This window comes from Pseudomonas sp. (assembly GCF_050739935.1).
Lineage (GTDB): Bacteria > Pseudomonadota > Gammaproteobacteria > Pseudomonadales > Pseudomonadaceae > Aquipseudomonas.
Genome location: NZ_JBOICF010000052.1, coordinates 38,026 through 64,223 on the forward strand (window position 1 = coordinate 38,026; position 26,198 = coordinate 64,223).

Consider the following 26,198-nt stretch of genomic DNA (forward strand, 5'->3'; position numbering starts at 1 on the left):
CGACCCGGATTCAGCGGGCCGGCGTCGGATCTATTGACTTGCCAACGGTTTGAGAACTACCACCGCCAAAGGCGGCAGATTCAGCGACAGGGATACCGGCTGACCATGGCTCTTGATGTCCTCGGCTACAACGCCGCCACCATTGCCAAAATTGGAGCCGGCATAAATTTCCGCGTCTGAATTGAGCACCTCGGCCCACTTGCCACTGAATGGCACGCCAACGCGATACCCTTGACGCGGCACCGGTGTCAGGTTGGCGACCACCAGCAGCGGCTCGCCCTCCTTGCTCCAGCGCAAATAGGCATACACGCTGTTACCGGCATCATCACCAATCACCCACTGGAAGCCCTGCGGCTGGCAATCCTGTTCGTACAGCGCTTTTTCCGAGCGATACAATCGGTTCAGGTCGCTTACCAGCGTTTTAACACCGATATGCTCGGAATACTGCAGCAAATACCAGTCCAGCTGCTGGTCATGATTCCACTCGCGCCACTGCCCGAACTCGCAGCCCATGAACAACAATTTCTTGCCCGGATGGGTCCACATAAACGTCAGGTATGCCCGCAGGTTCGCGAATTTCTGCCAACGGTCTCCCGGCATCTTGTCGATCAGCGAATGTTTGCCGTGCACCACTTCATCGTGTGATACCGGAAGGATGAAGCGCTCGGACCACGCATAGACCAACCCGAAACTCAGCTCGTTATGGTGATGCTGACGGTGGATCGGATCCTGCTCGATATAGTGCAGGGTGTCGTTCATCCAGCCCATGTTCCATTTGTACGAAAAGCCAAGGCCACCCTGCTGGGCCGGCTGCGTAACGCCCGGCCAGGAGGTTGATTCCTCGGCGATCACCAGTGCCCCCGGCGCCTCCAGCGCCACCACATCGTTGAGGTGACGCAGGAAGTCGATGGCTTCCAGGTTTTCGCGTCCGCCGTAACGGTTTGGCACCCACTCCCCGGCTTTGCGCGAGTAATCGCGGTACAGCATCGAAGCCACGGCATCCACGCGCAATCCGTCGATGTGGAAATTCTTCAGCCAGTGCAGGCCCGAGGCAATCATGAAACCATGGACCTCGGTACGACCCAGGTTGTAGATCAGCGTGTCCCAGTCCTGGTGAAAACCTTCCTGCGGATTACCGTATTCGTACAGTGCGGTGCCGTCGAACTGCGCCAGCCCATGAGTATCGGTGGGGAAATGCGCGGGTACCCAGTCGAGGATCACACCGATGTCGGCGCGGTGACAGGCATCGACGAAGGCTGCGAAATCTTCAGGCGTGCCATATCGCGCGCTGGGTGCGAATTGAGACAACAACTGATAACCCCAGGAGCCACCAAACGGATGCTCCATGATCGGCATCAACTCAATGTGAGTAAAACCGAGCTCCTTGATGTACGGGATCAGCCGCTCGGCCAGTTCATGCCAGCTGTAGAGATTCCAGACCTCTTCCCCATCGTCATTGAGGTATGAGTTTTTTTGCCAGGACCCGGCGTGCAGCTCGTAGATCGACAGCGGCTTGTGGATGTCTTGCTTGTCGCCGCGCGACTGCATCCAGTCGTTATCCTGCCACTCGAAGCTCAGCGGCTTGGCGACTTTCGATGCAGTGTCCGGCGGCAATTGAGTGGCCAAGGCCACCGGATCGGCCTTCAGCGGCAAGATGCCGTGCTGGCCGAGAATTTCGTATTTGTATGCCTCACCCGGCGCCAGGCGCGGAATGAAGATCTCCCACACCCCGGACGGATAACGCACACGCATCGGGTGGCGGCGACCGTCCCAGCTGTTGAAGTCGCCGACCACCGACACCCGGCGGGCATTCGGTGCCCAGACCGAGAAGCGCACGCCATCGACGCCATCCACGTTCTTCACCTGCGCACCGAGGGCCGCACTCAAATCGCGATGATTGCCTTCGGCGAACAGATAAAGGTCCATCTCCCCGAGCAACTGCCCGAAGCTGTATGGGTCTTCGGTGATTTGCTCGCTGGTCGCCCATTGGATCTTCAGCAGATAAGGTTCACGCACGGGGAAGTGCCCGGCAAAAAATCCGGGCTTGTCGGTCATGCTCAACTCGCCCAAATCGCGCTCGCCGTCGCGAGACAGCACGCGCACGCCGAGCGCATTAGGCAAATAGGCGCGGATCACCTGGCCATCCTGGCCATCGCTGTGGGGGCCGAGCATGGAGAACGGATCACGATGCTCGGCGCGGATCAACGCGTCCATATCGCCGGCACCAGGCAACAACTGATGGTTGCCTTTGCCGAATTGGTCAGACGCACTCATTTTCATTCTCCATCAGACAAGTCCAGCAGCCCGCGCAAGCCTTGAAGCGGAACCGACAACCAGGTCGGCCGATTCTCGGCCTCGTAGGCCACTTCATAAGCGGCTTTTTCCAAGGTGAACAACGCCAACGCAGCGGCCTCCCCCTTGGCATCTTTCCAGGCGTGGGCAACATCGACGGTGGCCGCCTTGTAGCCATCGAGGAACGCTTGCCGCGCCTGTTTCAAATACGTTTCAGCAACATGTTTGCGCGCCGCCTCAGCCTGGGCCGAGGTGTCGGCGCTCTGGGCATTGCGTACGGCCATGGCGGCAGCGTAGTCGAAAGATCGCAACACGCCGCTGACATCTTTGAACGGGCTGTATTTGGCCCGACGTTCCTGCAACGGACGCGCCGGTTCACCCTCGAAGTCGATCAGATACGCGTCGCCTTTGACCACCAGCATCTGCCCCAGGTGCAGATCACCGTGCACTCGCATGCGCAGGCCGCCGACCGACTGTTTGGCCAGGGTTTGCACCTGGGCCAGCAACGGTTTGCGTTTGCCCAGCAGTTCACTGACCAGTTGCTGATCGGCCGGTTCCAGGGTGTCGCGATGTTGTGCCAGCAAGTCGAGCGCCCGTTCCACCTGCGCCGCCACGCTTTTCGCCGATGCCTGGCTGTCCTTGACGCTCGTAACCTCAGTCTTGAAGTCCGGGTTGTCAGTGGGCGCGCTGAGTACCACATGCATTTCGCCCAGGCGCTGGCCCAGCAACCCGGCAAAATCCTTGAGTTCCAGCAACGCGTTGGCGTGTTGCTCAAGCGTGGACTGACCATGGGCCATCTCATCGCGCACGGCACGCTCGAGGTTGTTCTGCGTCCATTCCCACGCGTCACCCTGATTGCTCAGATACCCTTGGGCGATCATGAGCAGATTGCTCTCGCCATCGCTGTCGACCCGTACCACTGCACCCAGCAGCGGTGAAATATGTTGATAGCCCGCTTCAGTCAGGTAAGCGCCCATTTCGAGTTCGGGGTGAGTGCCCGCAGCGACCCGGCGAATCATCTTCAGCACCAGCGCCTTACCGACGACCACCGAGCTGTTGGACTGCTCGGCGGACAGGTAGCGCACCTCGGACTCATCGTTCAGGCCCAGCGGTGCGAGTTTCGAACTTTGCTGAAAGCGCAGCTCGCCGTCATTGGTCGGCAGGACGATCTCCTCGTGCATGCCCTTGATCACTGCGCGAATGAATGGCTCCAGTGTGAAGGCATCGGTGATCAATCCGACCTGACGTCCCCGCCGAACGCGCGCAAGCGCCAGTTGTTGTGGCAATGCGCTGCTGATGTCGTCCTCGGGCAACAGGCCGAACGGCAGCTGATAGCGCACCACTTCGTCACCTGACGTGACCTCGATTTCGCTCAACAAAACGGGGCGTACGGTGGTGCCGAAGCGCACCGCATAGGCAATGTGCACCTTGTCCAGCGCCTTGCCCTTGCCGGCAAACCAGCGGCGTTTGGGCAAGTACGCGGCCAGGGAACTCTGTTCCATGGTCTGACGCAGCGGTTCGTCGAGCAATTCTTCCAGCCGCTGTTTAAGGACAAGGGTTGGGAAATCCGGCAGGCTCTGCGCCGGTTCAACGTGCCAACTGGGCATTTGATTCTCCGCAGCCAGCAGGAACCAGTAGAAGCCATAAGGCGGCAACGTCAGCAGGTAATTGAGCTGGCCAATAGGTGGGAAGGCACTGCCGCCAAGCATTTCCACCGGCACAGTGCCGGCGTACGGCGACAGCTCCAGTTCAGCCGCCTGAGAAGCGGCGGAAACGTTGGCGACGCACAGAATGATTTCGCTCTTGCCGTCAGGCCCGGTGTATTCGCGGGTGTAGGCCAGAATCCGGCGGTTGCTCGGCGATAGCATCTTCAGCGTGCCGCGACCGAACGCCTTCTGCTGCTTGCGCACGGCGAGCATGCGCCGGGTCCAGTTCAGCAGCGAATGCGGGTCGTGGTCCTGCGCTTCGACGTTCACCGATTGATAGCCGTACAGCGGGTCCATGATCGGCGGCAGCACCAGGCTTGCCGGGTTGGCTCTGGAAAAACCGCCGTTGCGGTCGATGGACCATTGCATCGGCGTGCGCACACCGTCACGGTCGCCGAGATAAATGTTGTCGCCCATGCCGATTTCGTCACCGTAATACAGGGTCGGTGTACCTGGCATGGACAACAGCATGCTGTTGAGGAGTTCTACTCGGCGGCGGTCGCGTTCCAACAACGGAGCCAGACGGCGGCGGATACCCAGGTTAATCCGCGCGCGGCGGTCAGAGGCGTAGTAGTTCCACAAATAGTCGCGCTCACGGTCAGTGACCATCTCCAGGGTCAACTCATCGTGGTTGCGCAGGAAAATCGCCCACTGGCAGTTCTCCGGGATTTCCGGAGTCTGGCGCAGGATGTCGGTGATCGGGAAACGGTCTTCCTGCGCCACCGCCATGTACATCCGCGGCATCAGCGGGAAGTGAAATGCCATATGGCATTCGTCGCCGTCCTTACCCTTGCGATCGCCGAAATACAGCTGGGTATCCTCCGGCCACTGATTGGCTTCGGCCAGCAACATGCGGTCGGGGTAATTGGCGTCGATCTCGGCCCGAATCTGCTTGAGCACATTGTGTGTCTCTTGCAGGTTCTCGTTGTTGGTGCCGTCGCGCTCGATCAGGTACGGAATCGCATCCAGGCGCAGGCCGTCGATGCCCATGTCAAGCCAGTAGCGCATGACTTCGAGTACCGCCTTCATCACCTGCGGGTTATCGAAATTGAGGTCCGGCTGGTGCGAATAGAAACGGTGCCAGAAGTATTGACCGGCCACCGGGTCCCAGGTCCAGTTGGATTTCTCGGTGTCGAGAAAGATGATCCGTGTACCGTCGTATTTCTGATCGTCATCGGACCACACGTAGAAATCGCGGGCCCTTGAGCCTTTCTTCGCATGGCGTGCGCGCTGGAACCAGGGATGCTGGTCGGAGGTGTGGTTGATGACCAGCTCGGTAATCACCCGCAACCCGCGCTTGTGCGCTTCGGCGATGAATTTCTTGGCATCGGACATATTGCCGTAATCGCTATGAATCCCGCGATAGTCCGAAATGTCGTAGCCATCGTCGCGACGTGGCGAAGGATAGAACGGCAGCAACCAGATGGTATTGACGCCCAGCTCGGCAATGTAATCGAGCTTGGCGATCAGGCCGGGAAAATCACCGATTCCGTCGTTGTTGGAATCGAAATACGACTTCACATGAACCTGGTAAATCACCGCGTCCTTGTACCAGAGCGGGTCTTCGATAAAGGCAGCGTTCCGGGGTTTCTTCGCCATGACCACTTCCTTTGAATTATTGGTTTGTGGCTTTTATGCGCCAGATGCCGAACGGCTGATAGGAAGGCTCGATGCGCATGAACTGCGTCTTGCCGTACCAGGTCCAGCTGTGACCGGTCATCAAGTCCTCGCCCAGCGTCGCGGCATCGTCAGGCAGGCCCATCTCCCAGAGCGGCAATTCGAAATGCGCCTCCTGAGCGTTACGCGGATCTAGGCTGATCGCCACCAAGACGAAGTTGCTACCGTCGGCGCTGCGCTTGCCGAAATACAGGATATTGTCGTTCCAGGCAGTGTAGATGCGCAGGCCCAAGTGCGTCTGCAGCGCCGGGTTCTGACGGCGGATGCGGTTGAGTTGGGCAATCTCGGCAATGATGTTGCCCGGTGCGGTGTAATCCCGAGGCCGGATCTCGTATTTCTCCGAGTCCAGATATTCTTCTTTGCCCGGCACAGGTGCCGACTCACAGAGTTCGAAGCCCGAATACATGCCCCACAAACCGGAACCCATGGTCGCCAGCGCCGCGCGAATCAGAAAGCCCGGACGGCCCGAGTCGTGGAGGAAGTAGGGGTTGATGTCCGGCGTGTTGACGAAGAAGTTTGGCCGGTAGCATTCGCGCCACGGCGACTCATTGAGCTGGGTGAAATACTCGCTCAGTTCAGCCTTGGTGTTGCGCCAGGTGAAATAGGTGTAGCTCTGGGAATAACCGACCTTGCCCAGACGCGCCATCATCGCCGGTTTGGTGAAAGCTTCCGCCAGAAACATCACATCCGGGTGCTGCGCGCGGATGTCGGCGATCATCCATTGCCAGAATGGCAGCGGCTTGGTGTGCGGGTTATCGACGCGGAAAATCTTCACACCCTCCTCGACCCAACCCAGCACCACATCGCGCAGTGCCAGCCACAGGCTCGGAATGGCATCCGGCGCGTAGAAGTCGACGTTGACGATGTCCTGGTATTTCTTCGGCGGGTTTTCCGCGTAACGGATGGTGCCGTCCGGACGCCAGGAGAACCAGCCCGGATGCTCCTTGAGCCACAGATGGTCCTGAGAACACTGGATCGCGAAGTCCAGGGCGATTTCCAGACCGTGCTCGGCAGCGGCCTTGACCAGATTACGGAAACCCTCACGGGTGCCGAGTTGCGGGTGAATCGCATCATGACCGCCATCGGCGCTGCCAATGGCGTAAGGGCTGCCCGGATCGTCGGGACCTGCCGTCAGCGAATTGTTCGGGCCTTTGCGGTGGGCGCGGCCGATGGGGTGAATGGGCGGGAAGTACAGAACGTCGAAGCCCATGTCGCGAATCATCGGCAAGCGGCTGTGGACATCGTTGAATGTGCCGTGGCGGCTCTTGTCGTCGGTGATCGAACGCGGGAACAGCTCATACCAGCTGGCAAACTGGGCAAGCTCGCGCTCGACGTCCAGCGGAAACTCAAGGCTGCGGCTGAGGAAGGCGTGATTATCGGCTTTGGCCATGATCGCCGCCGTTTCACTGTGCAGCAGCAACGCCACCTGAGCTTCGTGCTCGATATTTTCGCCAAAGCGCTGCAACAGGCTGTCGAGTTGTCCACGTAACTCATGCTGGCTGCGCTCGGCGGCATGCTGCAGATGCAGACGCCCTTCCTCCAGCTCCAGATCGATGGAAACGCCGGCTGCGTATTTCTTCTCAAGCTCATAACGGTAGCTGGCGAACTGATCTATCCAGGCCTCAAGGCGAAACAGGTAGCGGCTCACCGAGGTCGGGGTGAATTCACCGATCCAGCTATCGTTGCCCAGCTCACGCATGGGCGTCTGATGCCAATCCTGCTCGTCGGCCGCGCGATAGCAAATGCGCACGGACATTTTGTCATGGCCGTCGGCGAACACCTTGCTGGTAACCGTTACCGGCTGGCCAATGATGCCCTTGGCCGCAAGCTGCCCGGACTCGATTACAGGCGAAGTGTCTTCGATGACAATCCGCGGCAGTTGCAAGGCCTGGGTCAGTGATAAAGGCTGGGTCGGGTGCGGAACATCTGTGGCCAGGGAATCCGGGCCGTATGGCTGATCAGCAGTCACATTCATCGAGCATCACTCCTCACGCCCCAGGGACGCTCCTTGTAGCAAATCCGTAATAGTCCGTTGGGTCGACGTTCATCCATAAGCAGCGGCCCGGGGCTGTCGAGACAGCCGCTGCCCGCGATTGGCCGCATAGGTTCCGAACGCCAGTTTCGGGGAAAAGTTCAAAGAGCTTGCGATGCGAAAATCGATTCTCTGCCAGCTTCACCGCATCGCCGCAAACCGCCGCAAAAAAAGCGCTGAATCATTCAAACGGACACGATGTCGAAGGCTGCGAGCGCGTTGAAAACCGGCACTACTGCCTCTTGCAACCTGCGCTGAAGGAAGGTGTAGCAATGACCATTCCCGTTCCTGCAGAAACGCCCGATCCGAACATCGATGACCCGGAACTGCCCGTGCCCAAACCGGAAGAGCCTCCGCCTCCGACCATGCCGCCGGTAGTCGAACCGCCCAAGGGCGATCCTCCCAGTGAGGAACCGCCTGAGGTTTTGGCTGAGGATTTTCCGGAGTAGCTTGAACCTGATACAGCAACAAACCACCCATGAGCACATGGACGCGTGCTCAGGGTTGGTGCGAATCCCCCCCGGTCTTGCGTGCTGGATCGTTTTCCTTGTTCCGCGCGGGATCCACGCGTTCGACAATTATCGGCACCAGGCTGAAGATCGCCAGGGCCAGGACTGTACTCAGCACCGCCGTCGCCTCTCGTCCCATTCCCGCCGCAATCCCGATGGCGGCGGTCATCCATAAACCTGCTGCCGTGGTCAGGCCCTTGACTTGATGGGTGTCGAGTTTCTCGCCCTTGAGGATGGTGCCCGCGCCAAGAAAGCCAATGCCGGCGACGATGCCCTGCACTACACGGCTCACTGCCGCGTCATCAGCCCCGGCCAGACGTGGCACCAGCACGAACAGCGCAGCCCCCATACACACCAGCATGTGCGTGCGCACGCCAGCGGCCTTGCCTTTGTGCTCGCGCTCGAAACCGAGGATGCCGCCCAGCAGGGCCGCGATCACCAGGCGCACGGTAACTCGGGTGAGTTGCGTCGCATCGGTGATGTCCGAGAACTCCGAACGCAGCGTTTCGACGACTTCTTGCCACCAGGCGTTCATCAGGGTTTGTTCCATGCTCAAGATGCGTTGAGCAATGGACCACAGAGTTTGGGCGGAGTGCTGCAGCGCCCCTGCGTCGGACAGCGGAAACGATGTTTGCGGTACGCAGTCGGATTTCCATATGCCCGTGAAGGAGTACGACCATGCCTCTGGAATTCGACCATAACAACGAACGCTGCACAGCTGTGGTAGACGGAACCCCATACAGCAGCGCAGTGACCGACGTGTTAATCACCACTAACGACAAGACGCACATGTCTGAGGCGCAGATTGGCGAAAAAATAATTCCGATCACCGAAGCCGAGGCTGATGCGCTGACGGTGTACAAAGCCAAGGATCTGCGGCATCACACCATTGGCGTTGAGCCGGGTGAGGATTCGCCGGTGATCTAGATGCCCAATCGTCATGTTGGTGCGGTAGCAGTCCGGTTTGTTGACGTGGCGACTTAATGGACGCTGCCGCGGCCAAGCGGACTGCTACAGAGCACCGTCGACGCATACCAATCCGGGTACGCCGCAAATGCGTAAATCCCACATCTGATCCGCTGTTTATCCGGAAATCTGCAGCTGTACTGAAAACAGCCTGGCGCGCATAGTGCGGTGATTGCGACTGTGCGAGCCCTCCATGAAACGCTACGAAAAATTCGCCGACGACATCGCCGAGCTGATTCGCTCCGGCGTCCTGGCCGCCGGTCAACGTGTGCCGTCGGTGCGCTATGCCAGCCAGACCCACGGCATCAGCCCCTCAACCGTGTTTCAGGCGTATTACCTTCTGGAACGCCATGGTCTGATCCGCGCCCGGCCGCGCTCTGGCTATTTCGTCAACGACACCCTTCTCAACCAGACCTTCGCGGCCCGACGCCGTGATGCGCTGTCAGGGTCGGAGCCAACGCTGGAGCCACGCGTGGGCGAATCCACCGAAGTGGATGTCAGTGAGCTGGTTTTTTCGGTGCTGGAGTCGATCAAGGATCCGAATACCGTGCCGTTTGGCTCGGCGTTTCCCAGCGCGGGACTTTTTCCGCTGCAGCGGCTGGCTCGCTCATTGGCCAGCGCAACGCGGGAGATGGACCCGAGCATGGTGGTCAGCGATCTGTCGCCGGGCAACCCGGTGCTGCGCCGGCAAATAGCCCTGCGTTACATGGTCGCCGGGCAAATGCTGCCCATGGAGGAACTGTTGATCACCAATGGTGCGCTGGAGGCCCTGAACCTGTGTTTGCAGGCGGTCACCGAACCGGGCGATCTGGTGGCCATCGAGGCGCCTGCATTCTATGCCTGCCTGCAGGTGCTGGAACGCCTGAAACTCAAGGCGGTGGAGATTCCGGTCCATCCGCAGACCGGGATCGACCTGAGCGTTCTTCAACAGACACTCGAGCGTTATCCGATCAAGGCCTGCTGGAGCATGACCAGCTTTCAGAACCCCACCGGGGCAACGGTTGCGGAATCGCGCAAGCGCGAACTCGTGGAATTGCTACGCATGCACGAGGTGCCGCTGATCGAGGACGACGTCTACGCCGAGCTGTACTACGGGCAACAGGCGCCGAAACCTGCCAAGGCTTTCGATACCGAGGGGTTGGTGCTGCATTGCGGCTCGTTTGCCAAGAGCCTGGCGCCTGGCTACCGGGTCGGCTGGGTCGCTGCGGGGCGTTATGCGCAGAAGGTCGAGCGGCTGAAGCTGATGACCTCGCTGTGCGCGTCGATGCCCGCCCAGGCTGCAATCGCTGATTACCTGCAACACGGTGGTTACGACCGGCACCTGCGCAAACTGCGGATCAGTCTGGAAGACCAACTGCGCGCCATGCTTGGCGCCGTGGCGCGCTATTTCCCTCAGCAAACCCGCGTGAGCCAGCCGTCCGGGGGCTATTTTCTGTGGGTGGAATTGCCGGAGCAGATTGACTCGCTGAAGGTGTTTCAGGTCGCGCTGGCCCAAGGGATCAGCATCGCCCCCGGGCCGATCTTTTCCCCGACCCGGCGTTTCAAGAATTGCATCCGCCTGAACTACGGCAGCCCGTGGAACGACACCAGCGAACGAGCAATGGAGACGCTCGGCAAGATCATTCGGTCGATGATTTGAGCTGATTACAGCCCCCTGTAGCGGTCCGGCTTGCCGATGGTAAGCACATTCGAGGACACCCCCGGCAAGCCGTGCTGCTACAGAGGTGCGTGTGAATCCGGGTTAACGGCCACCGCCCAGATCGATGAACGTTCCGGTCGAATATGACGCCTTGTCCGACAGCAACCAAAGAATCGCTTCAGCCACTTCACCGGCCAGTCCGCCGCGGCCCATGGGGATGGTCGGCTCCAGCTTGCGCACCCGCTGCGGATCACCGCTCAAGGCATGAAATTCGGTGAAGATGTAACCCGGACGCACCGCGTTCACCCGCACGCCCTCGCCCGCCACTTCCTTGGCCAGGCCGATGGTGAAGGTGTCCAGCGCACCCTTGGACGCTGCGTAATCGACATACTCACCCGGCGAGCCCAGGCGCGCCGCCACCGAAGACACGTTGACGATACTGCCGCCGTGACCGCCATGACGAGGCAACATGCGCAGCAGCGCGTGTTTGCTGCACAGCATGGGGCCGACCACGTTGCTCATCATGATCTTGAGCATACGAAATTCGGACATGTTTTCGACCCGCGACGTCTCGCCCACGGTTCCCGCATTATTCACCAGCGCGCTGATCCGCCCCAGTTCCGAATCCACCCGGGAAAACAGACGGATGATCTCGTCTTCGTTACTGACGTCCGCCTGAAGCGCGATGGCATAGCCTCCCGCTTCGCGAATCTGTCCGCAGACACGCTCTGCCGCCTGGTGGTCAGACAGGTAATTGATGCAAACGCGATAACCTTGCGCCGCCGCCAGAACTGCCGTGGCGGCGCCAATACCTCTGGAGCCGCCAGTGATGAGGAGGTTTTTATCCATGAGAAAGTCCGAATCAAAGCTCAAGTCTTGTTCCGGGCCCTGACGAGCAGCGGCTGCGCGCGCCGGCGTTTCGTACAGAAGCGTTTCGTACAGACCCGGTGTTATGCAAAGCGTGAAACGTCAAACAGGGTTCTCGCAGACGCGGTGTTGCGCCGCATTAATATCCGCCATGAAACGGTCCGCTGGCAACGGATGGCCTAACAGATACCCTTGCAATGAATCGCAGCCCAGCTCCGTCAGAAAATTCTGCTGACTGCTGGTTTCCACGCCCTCGGCCACGATGCGCAGGTTCAGCGCCTGTCCCAGCGCGACGATGGCCGAGACGATCGCTGCATCGTCGCTGTCGTGCTCCAGGTCGCGGACGAAACCTCTATCGATTTTCAGCTCGTTGGCCGGCAGACGCTTGAGGTACATCAGGCTGGAATAACCGGTGCCAAAATCGTCGATGGACAGGTCGACGCCCAGGTTCGAAAGCTTCTGCAGCACCGTCATGCTCGCGTCGGCGTCGCTCATGGCCGTGGTTTCGGTGATTTCCAGGGTCAGGCAGTTGGCCGGCAAACCATGGGCTGCCAGCGAGGTCGCCACATTCCTGACCAGTCCGGCATGGCAGAACTGCACCGCCGAGAGATTTACCGCGATGCGCCAATGGCTGTAACCGGCGTCGTACCAGACGCGCATCTGGCGGCAGGCTTCGTTGAGCACCCACTCGCCCAGGTTGATGATCAGACCGGTCTTTTCCGCAAGGCCGATGAACTTGTCTGGCATCAGCAGGCCATGTTCCGGGTGATTCCAGCGCACCAACGCCTCGGCGCCGACCGGCTCACCTGAGCCCGCGGCAAATTTTGGCTGGTAATGCAGGCAGAACTGCCCTTCGCGCAGACCGACACGCAGATCCTGAAGCAGTTGCAGGTGATTGCGGGCATTGGTGTTCATCGATGCATCGAAGAAGCTGTAACCGTTCTTGCCAGCGTTTTTGGCGTGGTACATCGCAGCGTCGGCGTTCATCAGCAGCTCTTGCTGCGTGCGGCCGTTGCCGGGGTACAGGGAGATACCGATGCTGACGGTGACCTGCAAATCATGGTCCTGAACGTTGAAGGGCTTGCTGACCAGTCCAACCTGACGAGAAGCCACGGTGGTCGCGTCGTTGATGTCTTCCAACTCCACCAGCAGTACGAACTCATCGCCGCCAATGCGCGCCAGGGTGTCGTGGCGGTGAAAATTCTCGCGCATGCGCAGCGCGACTTCGCACAACAGTTGATCACCGACATGGTGGCCGAAGGCGTCGTTGACCGGCTTGAAGCCGTCCAGATCCATGAACATCAAAGCGAACAGCCCGCCTTGGGAGTCAACCTTGCGCATCGCCTGCTCAATGCGGTCGGCGAGCAGAATCCTGTTCGGCAGCCCGGTCAGGGTGTCGTGCAAGGCCAACTGAGTCAGCTCACGGTTGGCTTCACTCAGCGATTGCGCCAACTGCGACGTGCGAGCTTCCAGGCGTGCATCGAGCACCGAGGTCAGCAAGGTGATCGCCAGCACCGCAAGCGTGGTAATCAGCACCAGCTTGTCCAGGCCGTCGGTGCGCAGCCCGCTCACCGCCGCGCCGCAGAAGCTGCCTTCGGGGAAATTGGCCGCAGCCATGCCGGTGTAGTGCATGCCGACGATGGCGAGCCCCATGACCACTGCGGCACCGCCGCGCAGCAGGCGTATGTAAGGCGTTTGCCGGCGCAGACGCAGGGCGATCACCAGCGCCGCGCCTGAAGCCGTGACCGCGATGGCCAGCGACGCGCCGAACAAGGCAGGATCGTAGTCGATGCCCGGCTGCATGCGTAACGCGGCCATGCCGGTGTAATGCATCGTGCTGATGCCGACACCCATGGCCAGCGCACCGACCATAATGTGGGGCAGCGGTACATGCTGATGGCTGACCAGCCACAGCGCCAAGCCAGATGACAGCACCGCCACCAGCAGCGACAACAGAGTCAGGGTGATATCGAAGCCCAAATCGATGGGCAGCTTGAAGGCGAGCATGCCCATGAAGTGCATCGACCAGATGCCGATGCCCAAGGACAGCGCGCCACCGCAGATCCACAGGACCATCGCCCTGCCCTTGGCGATGGAAATCCGCCCGGCCAGATCAAGCGCGGTATAGGACGCCAGGATCGCCACGAGGATGGAAACCAGGACCAGCGACAACGTGTAGTGTCCAATCAGCATGGCGTGACTCACGACTCAACGACTAGGGCAGCGACGCCCAATGAATGGCCGGCGATTTTACCGAAAACCGCAAGAATGTCGCGTCAGCCCGTCGAATAATGGCACCATGCCTTTAGCTTGCATTTACCGCCTGGAAATCTCCGGATCACGTGACAGACCGCTTTCGGTGCTCCAGCCACCGCCCAATGCCGCGATCAATTGCACGCTGGCGATCAGTCTGCTCTGCAACAAGGTCAGCACACTGCGTTCGTTGCTCAGCGCCGTGGTCTGCACGTTCACGACATCCAGATAGCCAATCAGTCCGGCCTTGTACTGGTTGCTGGTCAGACGCAGCGAATCCCGGGCCGCATCCAGCGCCTCTGCGCGCACCCCTGCCTCCTGTTCATAAACGCGCAACTGGGCCATGTAGTCTTCGACCTCCTTGAAGCCATCCAGCACGGTCTGGCGGTACTGGGCGACCGTCTGGTCGTATACGGCTTCGGTGCGATCAACTTCGGCAGCGCGCTGGCCTCCGTCGAACAGCGTCATGGCCAGTTGCGGTCCCACCGACCAGAAACGGTTCGGCAAGGCGATCCAATTACTGAAAGTGCTGCTGCTGTAGCCGCCGTTCAGGCTCAGGGTCAAGTCGGGGTAGTACGCGGCCTTGGCCACACCGATATTGGCGTTGGCGGACATCACCGAACGTTCGGCGGCAGCAATGTCCGGGCGACGCTCCAGCAACTGCGAGGGCAGCTGCGCCGGGATTTGTGGCAACGCCGGGACGGTGGTCGTCGGCGCCAGGCTGAAATCCGCCGGCGCTTGCCCCATCAGCACGGCAATCGCGCTCTCGAATTGCGCACGTTGCCATGCCAGATCAATAAGGTCGGCCTGGGTGCTTTTCAGTTGGGTCTGTGCCTGGGCCACTGCATCGCGGCCGGAAATGCCGGCACGGTACTGGTTCTGGGTCAGCTCGAGCGAGCGCTCGTAGGTCTCGACCGTAGACTCCAGCAGGCGCTTCTGCTCATCGATGACCCGTATCTGCAGGTAGTTCTGCACCAGTTGCGATTGCAGGCTCAGCTGCATCGAGGCCAAATCCGCAAGACTGGCCTGAGCATTGGCCCTGTCGGCTTCCAGTCCGCGGCGCAGTTTGCCCCAGACATCCGCTTCCCAGCTCACGCCCAACTGCGCGTTATAAGTGTCGCGAATCCCGCTGCTGGAACTGCTCAGGCTCGAATTGCTGCTGCCGGTACCCTGGCTTGAGCGGTTCTTGCTGGTGGTCAGGTCCAAAGTCGGAAAGAACGCGCCGCGGGCACTGCGCACCAACGCCTCGGCCTGACGGTATTGCGCTTCGTATTGAGCCACGGTCTGGTTCGAGGTGTTGAGCTTTTCCACCAACCCGTTCAGCTGCGCGTCGCCGTAGATTTCCCACCAGGCGCCGCGAGCGATGGCGTCACTGGGATTGGCCTGAGTCCAGCCTTCGGCCTGCTTGAAGTGGGCGGGCGTGGTGACATCGGGCTTCTTATAGTCGGGGCCTACCGCGCAGGCGCTCAGCAACAACGCGCACAGGCTGAGCGTGAAGGTGCGCCGCAAAGGCAACGTCCGCTGTTTGATCGAAATGTTCAGGCGATGATTCATAGCGGAGTTTCCAGGGCAGCATCCGTCCGCACACCGCGCCACTTGTTGACGCGGTGGCGCAGACGGTCGAGGTAAAGGTAAACCACAGGTGTGGTGTACAGCGTAAGAATCTGGCTGAGGATCAGCCCGCCAATGATGGTCAGACCCAGCGGACGGCGCATTTCCGCTCCTTCGGCACTGCTGAGCAGTAACGGCACGGCGCCGAGAATCGCTGCCAGGGTGGTCATCAGGATTGGTCGCAGACGTTGCAGACAAGCGTTGCGAATCGACTCCAGCGGCGTCATGCCGCTGCCGCGTTCCAGTTGCAGCGCCAGGTCGATCATCAGGATCGCGTTCTTTTTCACCACGCCGATCAGCAAAAACAGCCCCAGCAGGGAAATCAGACTGAACTGGCCGCCGGTGAGGTAGATGCTCAACAATGCACCAACACCGGCTGACGGCAGGGTCGACAGAATCGTCAGCGGATGAACGTAGCTTTCATACAGAATCCCGAGCACCAGATACACCGCGACCAAGGCCCCAAGAATCATCCAGGGCTGGCTCTTTTGAGTGGCCGCGAACGCGTCGGCGGTGCCGGCCATCTTGGCGATCACGTCTTCCGGCAGGCCCACCGCCGCCACTGCGCGTTCGATCGCCACCGTGGCCTGATCCAGCGTCACGCCGTCGGCGAGGTCGAACGACACGTTGTCCGAAGCGAACTGGCCGTCATGGTTCACCCGGTCGTCTTCCAGGCTGCGCTCATAGTGCGCGATGGTCGACAACGGCACCCGGGCGCCATCGGCGGTGATCACCTGCACCTGCTCCAGCGTGATCGGGTCCAGGGCATATTTCGGATTGACCTCCATCACCACCTGATACTGGTTCAGCGGATCATAGATGGTCGAGACCTGACGCTGGCTGTAGGCGTTATTCAGTACGGTGGTGACCAGGTTCATGTCGATGCCCAGACGCTTGGCGGCGTCACGGTCGACAACCAGGGTCACTTGCTGGGTGCCGCCGCCGTCATGGGCATCGATGGCGGTCAGTTCCTTGAGCGATCTGAGCGCCTCGACCACTTTCGGATACCAATAGCGCAGGCTTTCCAGATCGCCGCTTTGCAAGATGTACTGGTATTGCGAGCTGGTCTGTTCACGACCACCGCCCAGTTGCAAGTCCTGATCCGGTTGCAGAAACAGGCGTCCGCCCGGCACTTGCGGCATCTCCTTACGCAGCCGTTCGACCACCTGCTCGGCGCCGATCTTGCGCTCGGAAATTGGTTTCAGGCGCACGATGATGAAGGCGTTACCGGTGCCGCCGTTGCCACCGATGAATCCGGCCACGCTTTCCACGGCGGGATCCTTGAGGATCGCTGTGCGGAACACGTCCATTTTCGGCTGCATCACCGAGAACGACAGCCCGTCATCGCCGCGCACGAAACCCATCAACTGCCCGGTGTCCTGTTGTGGCAGGAAGGTTTTAGGCACCACCACATATAGCGCGATGTTGACGCCAATGGTGATCAGCAGGGTGAGCATGGTCAGGCGCCGATGACGCAGCACCCAGCCCAGGCTGCGGTCGTAACCGGCAATCATGCGGTCATTGACCCGCTGGCTCCAGCGCTGCAAGCGGTTTTCCGTGCCCGGTACATGAGGCTTGAGCCAGCGCGCGCAGAGCATTGGCGTCAGAGTCAGCGAAACCACCAGCGATACCACGATGGACACCGACAGGGTGATGGAGAATTCGCGGAACAGGCTTTCCACCAGCCCGCCCATGAACAGGATCGAGATGAACACCGCCACCAGCGACACGTTCATCGACAGCAAGGTAAAGCCCACCTCCTCGGCCCCTCGATAGGCCGCCTGCATCGGCGGCACACCCTCGTCGATATGCCGCGAGATGTTTTCCAGCACGACGATCGCATCGTCCACCACCAGGCCCGTGGCGAGAATCAGCGCCATCAGCGACAGGTTGTTCAGGGAAAAACCGCACAGGTACATGATGGCGAAGGTGCCGACCAAGGAGACCGGCACGGCCAGGGTCGGTATCAATGAAGCGCGGAAATTGCCGAGAAACAGGAACACCACCATGATCACCAGCACCACGGCGATGAGCAGGGTCATTTCCGCTTCGTGCAGCGTGGCCTTGATCACCGGCGAGCGGTCCATGGCCAGATCCAGCTTGACGCTGGCCGGAAGCACGGCTTGCAAGGCAGGTAACTGCGCCTTGATCGCCGCCACCGTTTCGATGATGTTGGCCCCGGCCTGGCGGTTGATCACCAGCAGCACCGCGGATTTTTCATTGAAGAAGCCGCTGTTGTAGCGGTCCTCGACCGAATCCTTGACCTTGGCCACGTCCTTGAGACGCAGAGTTGCGCCGTTCTGGTAGCGAATTACCAGCGGCTCGTAGTCCTTGGCCTTCTCCAGTTGATCATTGGCCTGCACCTGCCAGTTTTGCTCGGCATTCTCGACCGAGCCTTTCGGGCGACGCACATTGGACCCGGAAATGGTAGTGCGCACATCGTCCAGCGACACGCCGTACTGATCGAGCAACTTGGGTTCCAGTTCGACTCGCACTGCAGGCAACGAACTGCCGCCGATCTGCACCTCGCCCACACCGTTCACCTGGGACAGGCTCTGGGACAGGATGGTCGACGCCATGTCGTACAACTGGCCTTTTTCCAGCACGTCGGAGGTTAGCGACAGGACCATGATCGGCGCCTGAGACGGATTGACCTTCTTGTACGTCGGCATGCTGCGCATCCCGCTTGGCAGCAGGTTGCGCGAGGCGTTGATCGCGGCCTGGACTTCCCGGGCGGCGCCATTGATGTCGCGGTCCATGTCGAATTGCAGAATGATCCGCGTGGTGCCCTGACTCGACCGGCTGCTCATGGTGTTGACCCCGGCAATCGTGCCAAGGGAACGCTCAAGCGGCGTGGCCACGCTGGACGCCATGATCTCCGGACTGGCTCCCGGCAACGATGCCGTGACCACGATCACCGGAAAATCCATGTTCGGCAGTGGCGCCACGGGCAGCAGATTGAAGCTCATCCCGCCCAGCAACATGATCGCCAGGCTCAGGAGCAACGTCGCCACAGGCCGACGGATAAAAGGCGCAGAAAGATTCACGAGAAGCAGCTCCAAGCATCGAGCGGCCAGTCACGGGAAAGAGCCGCGCCGCTAGTCAGCTTGCAACTTGCCGCTCGAAGCTCGCAGCTGCCGGTCATACCGCCACCTCGGTCTTCCCTGAGCGACGGAACCTGCGCCCCAACCGATCGAAATACAGGTAGATGACCGGCGTGGTGAATAACGTCAGGACTTGGCTGACCAGCAGACCGCCCACCATCACCAGGCCTAGGGGCTGGCGCAACTCGGCGCCGGAACCGGTGGCGAACATCAGCGGGATGGCGCCGAACAGCGCCGCCAGGGTGGTCATCAGAATCGGCCGGAAGCGCAACAGCGCGGCTTCGTAGATCGCCGTCTGAGGATCGACACCCCGGTTGCGTTCAGCGTCCAGCGCGAAGTCGATCATCATGATCGCGTTCTTCTTGACGATGCCGATCAGCAGAATGATGCCGATGATAGCGATCATGCCCAGGTCGTTGCCGCTCAGAATCAATGCCAGCAACGCGCCAATGGCCGCCGACGGCAGCGTCGAGAGGATGGTGATCGGGTGAATGTAGCTCTCGTAAAGCACGCCGAGCACGATGTACATGGTCACCACGGCCGCCAGGACCAGCAACAGAGTGCTCGACAACGACGCCTGGAAGGCTTCGGCGGCACCCTGGAATTCCGTCTGCACGCCAATCGGCATGCCGATATCCTTCTGCACCTGTTCAATGACATCCACGGCCTTGCCCAAGGCTACGCCGGGTGCCAGGTTGAACGACATCATCACCGCCGGGAACTGGCCCATGTGCGCAATGGCCAGTTGCGCCTGACGCTGTTCGACCTGGGCCAGACTCGACAGCTTGACCTGCCCGCCATCGGTGGTCTTGACGTGAATCTGCTCCAGCGCCTGCGGCCCCAGCTCGTTGCCCGCGGCGGCTTGCAGTACCACGCGGTACTGACTCGCCTGGGTGTAGATCGTGGAAATCTGCCGCTGACCGAAAGCGTCATACAGCGCATCGGTGATGTTGGCGACCGTCACGCCAAGGCGGCTGGCGGCATCCCGATCGATGTTCAGATAGACCTGCAAACCCTTGTCCTGCAGGTCGCTGGCAACATCGGTGAGTTCCGGGCGCTCGGCCAGCGCATCGACCAGCTTGCCGCTCCACAGGCTGAGCAGTTCGGCATCCGGCGAGGACATGCTGAACTGATACTGCGTGCGGCTGACGCGGTCTTCGATGGTCAGGTCCTGCACCGGCTGCATGAACAGGCGGATATCCGACAGTTGATCCACTTCTGGCTGCAGGCGTTGAATCACCTGGGCAGCGGACAGGTCGCGCAGGCTATGGGGTTTGAGGTTGATCAGCATGCGACCGCTGTTCAGCGTGGCATTATCGCCGTCCACACCGATGTAAGACGACAGGCTGTCCACCGCTGGGTCCTGCAGAATGATCTTCGCCAGCGCCTGCTGACGCTCGCTCATGGCGGCAAAGGACACCGACTGCGGCGCCTCGGAAATCCCCTGGATCACACCGGTGTCCTGCACCGGGAAGAAGCCTTTGGGCACTGCCAGATACAGCAGCACGGTAATGCCCAGGGTGGCGATGGCGATTAGCAGGGTCAGTGGCTGATGCTTGAGCACCCATTGCAACCCGCGCCCATACCCGGCAATCAGCCAGTCGATCCACACGCCGCTGGCACGGTAGAAACGGCCCTGTTCTTCTTCCTTGGGCTCACGCTTGAGCAGCCGCGCGCACATCATCGGCGTCAGCGTCAGCGAAACCACCAGCGAGATGAGAATCGCCACTGCCAGCGTGATGGCGAACTCACGAAACAGACGTCCAACCACGTCAGCCATGAACAGCAGCGGGATCAGTACCGCGATCAGCGAGATAGTCAGCGAAACCAACGTGAAACCGATCTGCCTGGCGCCCTTGAGTGCGGCCTGCAGCGGCGTCTCGCCCTCCTCCAGGTGCCGGGAAATGTTCTCCAGCATCACGATCGCATCGTCCACCACAAAACCGGTGGCAATGGTCATGGCCATCAAAGTCAGGTTGTTGACGGAGAAACCGGCCAGATACATTACGCCAAAGGTGCCGACCAGCGAAAGCGGTACGGCCACGGACGGGATGATGGTGGCGCTGAAACGGCGCAGAAACAGAAAAGTGACCAGCACCACCAGCACGATCGAGATCAGCAGTTCGTGCTGCACATCGCTGACCGAAGCGCGAATGGTCTGGGTGCGGTCGGTCAGGACCACAACGTCCAGACCGGCAGGCAGGTTGTCGGTGATGCTCGGCAGCAGCGCCTTGATCCGATCGACCACCTCGATGACGTTGGCACCGGGCTGACGCTGAATGTTCAGCAGTACCGCCTGATTTTGATTGGCCCAGGCCGCCAGACGTTCGTTTTCCGCGCCATCGACGATCTGTGCGACGTCTTTGAGACGCAGCGGCCCGCCGTTGTTGTAGGCCAGGATCAGGTTGGCGTATTCCTCGGGGGACTTAAGCTGGTCGTTGGCGTCGAGCATCGACACCCGGGTCGGACCATCGAAGTTGCCCTTGGGCGTGTTGACGTTGGAGGCGCTGACCAGCGTGCGCACGTCCGACAGGTTCAGGCCGTTGGCGGCCAGTGCATCGGGGTTGACCTTGATCCGCACCGCCTGACGCTGGCCGCCCGCGATGCTGACCATGCCGACGCCGCTGATCTGCGCGATCTTCTGCGCCATGCGCGTATCGACCAGATCATTGAGCTTGGGCAGGAGCATGGTTTTCGAGGTGATGGCCAGGGTCAGCACCGGGGTATCAGCCGGGTTGACCTTGTTATACGTCGGTGGCGCCGGCAGATCGGTTGGCAGCAGATTGGTCGCGCCGTTGATCGCGGCCTGCACTTCCTGCTCGGCGACATCCATGTTGATGTCCAGGCTGAAACGCAGGGTGATCACCGACGCGCCGCCGGAACTGGTGGAAGCCATCTGCGTCAAGCCTGGCATCTGTCCGAACTGACGCTCCAGCGGCGCGGTCACCGCACTGGTCATCACTTGCGGGCTGGCGCCGGGATACAGCGTCATGACCCGGATCGTCGGGTAGTCCACCTGAGGCAACGCCGATACCGGCAGCAAGGTGTAAGCGATCAGGCCGGCCAGAACGATGGCCAGCATGCTCAGCGTGGTCGCGACGGGCCTGAGGATGAACAGGCGTGACAGGTTCATACGTTGCCTTTCTTCGCGCTATCGACGCCTGCCGATTCGCCGGATTCCTTGGACGGCTGGCCTTGCAGCTTCTGGCCCGGCGTGACCGGCACATCCTTGCTGTCGTTGACCACGTCGACATCGCTGCCGTCCTTCAGGCGGTCAGTGCCTTCCAGCACCACCCGATCGCCTGCCGCCAGACCTTCGGTGATGACGGTGGAGTTTTCATCGCTCGGCCCGGTTTTCAGCTGACGGATGCGGACTTTCTTGTCGCCATCCATCACGTAGACGAATGTCCCGTTGACCCCGAACTGCACTGCCGCCGAAGGCACCAACACCACGTTTTTCATGGTGGTGGCCAAAAGCCGCGCATTAACGAACTGGTTGGGGAACAGCGCCTCGCTTTCATTATCGAAGCGCGCCTTGAATTTCAGCGTGCCGGTGGTGATATCGATCTGGTTGTCGATACTCGCCAGCACGCCCGTGGCCTGCAGTTTGACGTCGCCACGATCCCAAGCCTCGACCGGCAGCTTGTCACCGCTGCGATAATGGCCGATCACGTCGGCCAGGTCTTTTTCCGGGAGGGTGAAGTTGACCGTGATCGGTTTGGTCTGCGTGATCACCGCCAGCGCCGTAGTGTCGTTGGCCGCTACCAGATTGCCCACATCCAGCTGACGCAGACCGATGCGGCCGGAGATCGGCGCGCGGATCTGGGTGAAGTCGAGGTTGAGTTTGGCGTCGCCCACCGCCGCCTGATTGGTCTTGATCGTGCCTAGATACTGGCCCACCAGCGACTCGGCGGTGTCCAGGGTCTGTTTGGCGATACTGTCTTGCTTGAACAGGTCGCGATAACGCTGCACGTCGATCTGCGCATTCTTCAGCAGCGCCTGATTCTGCATCAGCGTACCTTCGGCCTGTTGCAGCGCGATCTGGTAACTGCGGGGGTCGATCACCGCCAGCAGGTCGCCGGCCTTGACCTGCTGGCCTTCCTGGAAGTTGATCTTGACCAGTTCGCCCGCCACCCGGCTGCGCACGTTAATGGTATTGAGCGCGGTGACAGTGCCCAACGCCTTGTAGTAGATCGGGAAGTCCCCAGTGGTGACAGGCGCGACACGCACCGGAATCGGGCCTGTGGCGCCGCCGAATCCTGGACGCTGGGCGGCTACCTTCCCGGCCCCGCCACTGCGGCTGGCCCCCTTGTGCGGCTGTTCGCTTTTTTGCGCGGTGGCGTCGGTTTTTGCAGCCGAGCCAGGCCAGAAATGCCAGCAGACAGCCGCGACAATCAATAAGACCAACAGGCTAATCAGCCAGCGACGGGAGTTACGAGGACCAGACGATTGCATGAATAAGTCAACCAGTTTGCGCGTGAGCGTCTTCGGGAGGCTGAACAATAAGCATAGTTATGTGCCAAGCAAAGGGCCTTTACCGGCAATTTACCTAGTGCTTACTTTGGTAAGGTGCTGAGCTGCAAATAAAAACGGCCTGATCGACTCAGGCCGTTTTCTGCTGCGATGTATTGCCAAGCGCGGTCAGGCAATGCGCAACGAACAACTTACTTGAGCACTGCCAGCGCGGCTTCGTAGTTCGGTTCCTGACCGATTTCCGGAACCAGCTCGCTGTGCAGGACGGTATCGTTTTCGTCCAGTACCACCACCGCGCGAGTGGTCAGGCCGACCATCGGACCGTCGGCGATGGCAACACCGTAGTCCTGCAGGAACTCGGCGCCACGCATGGTAGACAGGTTTTTCACGTTTTCAAGGCCCTCGGCACCGCAGAAACGCGCCTGGGCAAACGGCAGGTCGGCAGAGATGCATAGCACCACCGCGTTGTTCAGGTCATTGGCCTGAGCGTTGAATTTGCGTACCGAGGTGGCGCAGGTCGGGGTGTCAACGCTTGGGAAGATGTTCAGCACTTTGCGCTTGCCGGCAAAGGTTTCCAGGGTCACGTCAGCCAGGTCGCCGCCGACCAGTTTGAAGGCCGGCGCCTTGCTGCCGACTTTCGGCAATTCGCCGCTGATTTGTACCGGGGAGCCTCTGCGAGTCACTTGAGCCATGAGCTGAGTCCTTATTCTGAAGGGGCGGGTTTCAGGGTTGTTGTACGGCAGTGCGTTAGGGCAATGCGATAAGGCAGGAAGTTAACCACGAAACCGGGAAGCGACCTACCGGTATAGATGAATTTGTTGTCAGGTTGTGCGTCCTGCAACGAGTTTATCCAGCAGGCCCGGTCGTGCGCACAAATCCACCAGCCAGTCGACGAACACCCTGACCCGGCGCGACATCTGCCGATGAGCCGGGTACAGCGCGGTCAATGGAAGACGGGGTTGTAGACAATCCCCCAACACCTCGATCAACGCGCCCCGCTGCAGTGACTCGGCGACATGGTAATAAGGCGTCTGCACCAAGCCATAGCCAGCGCTGCACGCGGCCAGATAACCGTCGGCGCTGTTGGTCGCCAGCGTCTTGGGAAGATTGAGTTCCTGCGCCCTACCCTCTATGACGAACTCCAGGCCATAGCGTTTATTAGAGGTAGTGGAAAAGTATTCGATGACCTTGTGCCGTGCCAGATCCTCCAGGGTCAACGGCGTTCCGTAGCGGTCCAGATAATCCCGACTGGCGCAGACGACCTGACGCATTTGCGCCAACGGCCGCGCCACCAGGGAGTGGTCCAGTGGCTGTCCGCCGCGTATCACGCAATCGAAGCCATCACGAATCAGATCCACCGGGCGGTCACTCATGCCCACTTCCATTTCCAGTCCGGGATAGCGCTCTGTGAATTCAGGCAGCGCCGGCATGAGAATCAGCCGTCCGAAACCCGAAGGCATATCGACCCTCAGCACCCCCTCGGGCGCTTTCGCCACGGAAGAAAACACCGACTCGGTATCGTCCAGATCGTTGAGCAGGCTGACGCAACGTTGGTAGTAGGCCTGACCGTCCAGCGTGGGCGTGACCTGGCGCGTGGTGCGCAGCAGCAGTTGCACGCCAAGGTGGGCCTCCAGTTGCTTGATGAGAATGGTCACCGAGGCGCGCGGCATGTGCAGGCTATCGGCGGCCTTACCGAAACCGCCCAGCTCGACGATGCGGGTAAAGGCACGCATGGCATTGAATCGGTCCATCTCGACTCCGGCGCAGGATGATTATTTAGAAATAGCCAACACTGAAAGCACTTTTAGCCGGTTTATCGTCAATCTGTCGAGGGGCAACAATGAGCGAGTCTTGAAACCCTCCAAAAGCCAAGAAAGGAAACCATCATGCAAACGCGTCAACTCGGCAAAAACGGACCTCAGGTCTCGGCCGTCGGTCTGGGCTGCATGGGCATGACCGATTTCTACACCACAGGCGGCGACACACAGGAAGCGATCGCAACGATCCATCGCGCGCTGGAACTTGGAGTCACGCTGTTCGACACCGCCGACATGTATGGCCCTCACACTAACGAGCAATTGCTCGGCAAAGCGTTGGCGGGTAAGCGCGACCAGGCCTTTATCGCCAGTAAATTCGGCATTGTGCGCACGCCGGGCGATGCCGCCGCCCGAGGCGTCAATGGCAGTCCTGAATACATCAAGTCCGCCATCGAGGGCACTTTGCAGCGTCTGAAGATCGATACGTTGGACCTGTATTACCAGCACCGTATCGACCCGAACATCACCATCGAGGAGTCAGTTGGCGCCATGGCCGAGTTGGTGAAGGCCGGCAAGGTTCGCTATCTGGGCTTGAGTGAGGCATCGGCAGGTACTCTGGAACGTGCTCACAAGATCCATCCGATCGCCGCCCTGCAAACGGAATACTCGCTGTGGAGTCGCGAGCCTGAAGAGAACGGCGTATTGGAAACTTGCCGACGCCTCGGTATCGCATTCGTGCCTTACAGCCCGCTGGGCCGTGGCTTTTTGACCGGCACCCTGAAAAGCCCTGATGATTTTGCGGCCGACGATTATCGCCGCAGCAGCCCGCGTTTTCAGGGCGAGAACTTTGCCAAGAACCTGTTGCTGGTCGAGAAAGTTCAGCAGTTGGCGACAGACAAAGGCCTCAGCGCCGGTCAACTGGCCCTGGCCTGGGTGCTTGCGCAGGGCAGCGACGTCATCCCGATTCCAGGCACCAAACAACGCAAGTATCTGGAAGAAAACGTGGCGGCGCTGGATGTACAGCTCAGTGCCAGCGAACTACAGGCGTTGAAGGATCTGTTCCCGGTGGCCGCGGTTGCGGGTGGGCGCTATACGGAAGCGGCGATGAAGCTGGTCAATGGCTGATCGTTATGACACTGCCGGCGGAACGATCGCGGGTAGATGATTCTGTAGCAGTCCGGCTTGCCGGCGGTGGCGTATTCCAGGCCGCCGCCGCCGGCAAGCCAGGGTTTCTGCCGACCGTAACAAAACCTGTAGGAGCCGGCTTGCTGGCGAATGCGGTGGAGCAGCTACAGTTGTGCGGTCTGACACG

The 26,198-nt window shown here is 60.3% G+C and carries 17 protein-coding genes; 5 read left to right on the forward strand and 12 right to left on the reverse strand.

Annotated features, from left to right (window positions below):
* Positions 1-30: 30 nt before the first annotated feature.
* The 3 genes from glgB to ACRER8_RS09060 are packed head-to-tail and all read right to left on the reverse strand — an operon-like array spanning position 31 to position 7,650.
* Positions 31-2,274 carry a 1,4-alpha-glucan branching protein GlgB gene (glgB, locus tag ACRER8_RS09050; RefSeq protein ID WP_431745987.1) on the reverse strand — a complete coding sequence of 748 codons (2,244 nt, stop codon included), beginning with the start codon at positions 2,272-2,274 and terminating at the stop codon, positions 31-33.
* A 2-nt stretch (positions 2,275-2,276) separates the two neighbouring features.
* Positions 2,277-5,597 carry a maltose alpha-D-glucosyltransferase gene (gene treS, locus ACRER8_RS09055; RefSeq protein WP_431745988.1) on the reverse strand — a complete coding sequence of 1,107 codons (3,321 nt, stop codon included), beginning with the start codon at positions 5,595-5,597 and terminating at the stop codon, positions 2,277-2,279.
* A 16-nt stretch (positions 5,598-5,613) separates the two neighbouring features.
* The gene (locus ACRER8_RS09060) at positions 5,614-7,650 is read right to left on the reverse strand and encodes an alpha-1,4-glucan--maltose-1-phosphate maltosyltransferase (RefSeq protein ID WP_431745989.1); all 2,037 of its coding nucleotides are present in this window, start codon (positions 7,648-7,650) and stop codon (positions 5,614-5,616) included.
* Between the two features lie 329 nt (positions 7,651-7,979).
* On the opposite strand from ACRER8_RS09060, the gene ACRER8_RS09065 reads away from it, so the two are divergent.
* Positions 7,980-8,156, forward strand: a complete 177-nt coding sequence (locus ACRER8_RS09065) for a hypothetical protein (RefSeq protein WP_431745990.1) — start codon at positions 7,980-7,982, stop codon at positions 8,154-8,156.
* 49 nt (positions 8,157-8,205) lie between these two features.
* Here ACRER8_RS09065 and ACRER8_RS09070 read toward each other — a convergent pair whose 3' ends face one another.
* Positions 8,206-8,751, reverse strand: coding sequence for an MgtC/SapB family protein (locus ACRER8_RS09070; RefSeq protein WP_431745991.1), 546 nt, complete (start codon positions 8,749-8,751; stop codon positions 8,206-8,208).
* A 143-nt stretch (positions 8,752-8,894) separates the two neighbouring features.
* On the opposite strand from ACRER8_RS09070, the gene ACRER8_RS09075 reads away from it, so the two are divergent.
* Positions 8,895-9,143, forward strand: a complete 249-nt coding sequence (locus ACRER8_RS09075; protein WP_431745992.1) for a DUF3203 family protein — start codon at positions 8,895-8,897, stop codon at positions 9,141-9,143.
* 232 nt (positions 9,144-9,375) lie between these two features.
* Positions 9,376-10,821 carry a GntR family transcriptional regulator MpaR gene (gene mapR / locus ACRER8_RS09080; RefSeq protein WP_431745993.1) on the forward strand — a complete coding sequence of 482 codons (1,446 nt, stop codon included), beginning with the start codon at positions 9,376-9,378 and terminating at the stop codon, positions 10,819-10,821.
* Between the two features lie 102 nt (positions 10,822-10,923).
* On the opposite strand, the gene ACRER8_RS09085 is transcribed toward mapR, so the two are convergent.
* From ACRER8_RS09085 to ACRER8_RS09120, 8 genes are all read right to left on the reverse strand, one after another.
* Positions 10,924-11,670, reverse strand: a complete 747-nt coding sequence (locus ACRER8_RS09085; RefSeq protein WP_431745994.1) for an SDR family oxidoreductase — start codon at positions 11,668-11,670, stop codon at positions 10,924-10,926.
* 120 nt (positions 11,671-11,790) lie between these two features.
* The gene (locus ACRER8_RS09090; protein WP_431745995.1) at positions 11,791-13,881 is read right to left on the reverse strand and encodes a putative bifunctional diguanylate cyclase/phosphodiesterase; all 2,091 of its coding nucleotides are present in this window, start codon (positions 13,879-13,881) and stop codon (positions 11,791-11,793) included.
* Between the two features lie 123 nt (positions 13,882-14,004).
* Entirely contained in the window at positions 14,005-15,495 is a 1,491-nt protein-coding gene (locus tag ACRER8_RS09095) for an efflux transporter outer membrane subunit (RefSeq protein ID WP_431745996.1), read from the reverse strand.
* Entirely contained in the window at positions 15,492-18,599 is a 3,108-nt protein-coding gene (locus ACRER8_RS09100) for an efflux RND transporter permease subunit (RefSeq protein WP_431745997.1), read from the reverse strand. The genes ACRER8_RS09095 and ACRER8_RS09100 overlap by 4 nt, the downstream gene beginning before the upstream one ends.
* Before the next feature lie 94 nt (positions 18,600-18,693).
* A complete protein-coding gene (locus tag ACRER8_RS09105; protein ID WP_431745998.1) occupies positions 18,694-21,789 on the reverse strand; it encodes an MdtB/MuxB family multidrug efflux RND transporter permease subunit in 3,096 nt (1,031 codons plus the stop codon).
* On the reverse strand, positions 21,786-23,126 hold the full coding sequence (locus ACRER8_RS09110) for an MdtA/MuxA family multidrug efflux RND transporter periplasmic adaptor subunit (protein ID WP_431746005.1): 1,341 nt from the start codon (positions 23,124-23,126) through the stop codon (positions 21,786-21,788). The genes ACRER8_RS09105 and ACRER8_RS09110 overlap by 4 nt, the downstream gene beginning before the upstream one ends.
* 194 nt (positions 23,127-23,320) lie before the next feature.
* Entirely contained in the window at positions 23,321-23,821 is a 501-nt protein-coding gene (gene tpx / locus ACRER8_RS09115) for a thiol peroxidase (RefSeq protein ID WP_431745999.1), read from the reverse strand.
* A gap of 129 nt (positions 23,822-23,950) precedes the next feature.
* On the reverse strand, positions 23,951-24,880 hold the full coding sequence (locus tag ACRER8_RS09120) for a LysR family transcriptional regulator (RefSeq protein WP_431746000.1): 930 nt from the start codon (positions 24,878-24,880) through the stop codon (positions 23,951-23,953).
* A 135-nt stretch (positions 24,881-25,015) separates the two neighbouring features.
* Here ACRER8_RS09120 and ACRER8_RS09125 point away from each other — a divergent pair, with 135 nt between their 5' ends.
* Both ACRER8_RS09125 and ACRER8_RS09130 read left to right on the forward strand, forming a co-directional pair.
* Positions 25,016-26,011: an aldo/keto reductase gene (locus tag ACRER8_RS09125; protein ID WP_431746001.1), complete on the forward strand. Its 996-nt coding sequence runs from the start codon at positions 25,016-25,018 to the stop codon at positions 26,009-26,011.
* A 5-nt stretch (positions 26,012-26,016) separates the two neighbouring features.
* Positions 26,017-26,198: hypothetical protein (locus tag ACRER8_RS09130; protein ID WP_431746002.1), on the forward strand; the 182-nt coding region annotated here is incomplete at its 3' end.

What these genes read in the sequence shown, in the direction of transcription:
- glgB (WP_431745987.1), bottom strand. Translation starts at nt 2,274, where the DNA reads ATGAGTGCGTCTGACCAATTCGGCAAAGGCAACCATCAGTTGTTGCCT.
- treS (WP_431745988.1), bottom strand. Translation starts at nt 5,597, where the DNA reads ATGGCGAAGAAACCCCGGAACGCTGCCTTTATCGAAGACCCGCTCTGG.
- ACRER8_RS09060 (WP_431745989.1), bottom strand. Translation starts at nt 7,650, where the DNA reads ATGAATGTGACTGCTGATCAGCCATACGGCCCGGATTCCCTGGCCACA.
- ACRER8_RS09065 (WP_431745990.1), top strand. Translation starts at nt 7,980, where the DNA reads ATGACCATTCCCGTTCCTGCAGAAACGCCCGATCCGAACATCGATGAC.
- ACRER8_RS09070 (WP_431745991.1), bottom strand. Translation starts at nt 8,751, where the DNA reads ATGAACGCCTGGTGGCAAGAAGTCGTCGAAACGCTGCGTTCGGAGTTC.
- ACRER8_RS09075 (WP_431745992.1), top strand. Translation starts at nt 8,895, where the DNA reads ATGCCTCTGGAATTCGACCATAACAACGAACGCTGCACAGCTGTGGTA.
- mapR (WP_431745993.1), top strand. Translation starts at nt 9,376, where the DNA reads ATGAAACGCTACGAAAAATTCGCCGACGACATCGCCGAGCTGATTCGC.
- ACRER8_RS09085 (WP_431745994.1), bottom strand. Translation starts at nt 11,670, where the DNA reads ATGGATAAAAACCTCCTCATCACTGGCGGCTCCAGAGGTATTGGCGCC.
- ACRER8_RS09090 (WP_431745995.1), bottom strand. Translation starts at nt 13,881, where the DNA reads ATGCTGATTGGACACTACACGTTGTCGCTGGTCCTGGTTTCCATCCTC.
- ACRER8_RS09095 (WP_431745996.1), bottom strand. Translation starts at nt 15,495, where the DNA reads ATGAATCATCGCCTGAACATTTCGATCAAACAGCGGACGTTGCCTTTG.
- ACRER8_RS09105 (WP_431745998.1), bottom strand. Translation starts at nt 21,789, where the DNA reads ATGAACCTGTCACGCCTGTTCATCCTCAGGCCCGTCGCGACCACGCTG.
- tpx (WP_431745999.1), bottom strand. Translation starts at nt 23,821, where the DNA reads ATGGCTCAAGTGACTCGCAGAGGCTCCCCGGTACAAATCAGCGGCGAA.
- ACRER8_RS09120 (WP_431746000.1), bottom strand. Translation starts at nt 24,880, where the DNA reads ATGGACCGATTCAATGCCATGCGTGCCTTTACCCGCATCGTCGAGCTG.
- ACRER8_RS09125 (WP_431746001.1), top strand. Translation starts at nt 25,016, where the DNA reads ATGCAAACGCGTCAACTCGGCAAAAACGGACCTCAGGTCTCGGCCGTC.